At 43.0% G+C, this 981-nt stretch carries 1 pseudogene; it reads right to left on the reverse strand.

From position 1 onward, the window contains the following. Positions 1 to 143: 143 nt before the first annotated feature. Positions 144 to 788: pseudogene (locus tag E5983_RS09210) on the reverse strand (PTS transporter subunit EIIB); the annotation flags it as partial. Positions 789 to 981 lie beyond the last annotated feature (193 nt).

Genomic DNA, 981 nt, shown 5'->3' on the forward strand with positions numbered 1-981 from the left:
TGAATGATTAGCTAGAAATGTGGTTAAATCTGTGATAAACTGGGTCATGGGAATAAATCTTTCTAGTAGTATTTTTTTGTCTAACTCTACTATAACAGGATTTATTCTTTTTTTGCGTTTACACAAGATATTGTACACTCTCTTGGAAGCCAGAAGGGAATCCCAAAAATCTTGTTTATACCTGCTGCCGTCAATCCCTCAACAGCTCCTGGCAAGCTAGGGTATACCAAGGCTGCCCCAATAGCCAAAGCGGTAAATTCATTGATTTTAAATTTTCTTGCAGAAGTCAAGGCAATAATCAACGGAAGGTATTGGAAAAAGCCATCGCCAGCTGCGTTTAACATCGCATAAAGTGCGCTACTGTCAGCTGTCATCCCATTAGCCCCAAGAATGGCAACCAACCCCTTTAAAATCCCTGCTGCAGCCAAGGCTCCAAGGAAGGGCTGAAAAATACCGGAAATCAGATCGACAAATCGTTCAAAGAGGTTACCCTTGAACTTGTCCCCTTCATCAATAGCCAAACTTCCATTGCCCACAATTCCTGCTGCTGTCTGAACCGCCACATAAACATCCGGAACGTGATTGCCAATCACCACCTGGTACTGACCACCTGCTTGCACTACAGTAACAATTCCATCACGCGCCTTGAGATAATCCGTATCGGCCTTTCCTTCATCTTTCAAGCTAAAGCGAAGGCGCGTGATACAGTGCTTGAGCTCTTTAATATTTTCTCGCCCCCCAACATGATCGACAATATCTTTTGCCAGCTGGCTATAATCTTTGGCCATAGTGACCACTCCTTTCTGATTACTTGAGACACGCAAAAAAAGGCTCTTTGTCAAGTTGTGTGGAATCCCTGAAAACTGACAGTTTTAGGCTTTTATTATTTAGCTTTTTAATAAGGGTGTTGAGATGGTTTTAACGTCAATCCGAATCCGGCTTCTTTCGAATTTCTATGAGATGCTTTCCCTGTGGTGGGGG

Origin of the sequence: Streptococcus danieliae (genome assembly GCF_009767945.1) — a bacterium.
In the GTDB taxonomy this organism is placed as follows: domain Bacteria; phylum Bacillota; class Bacilli; order Lactobacillales; family Streptococcaceae; genus Streptococcus; species Streptococcus danieliae.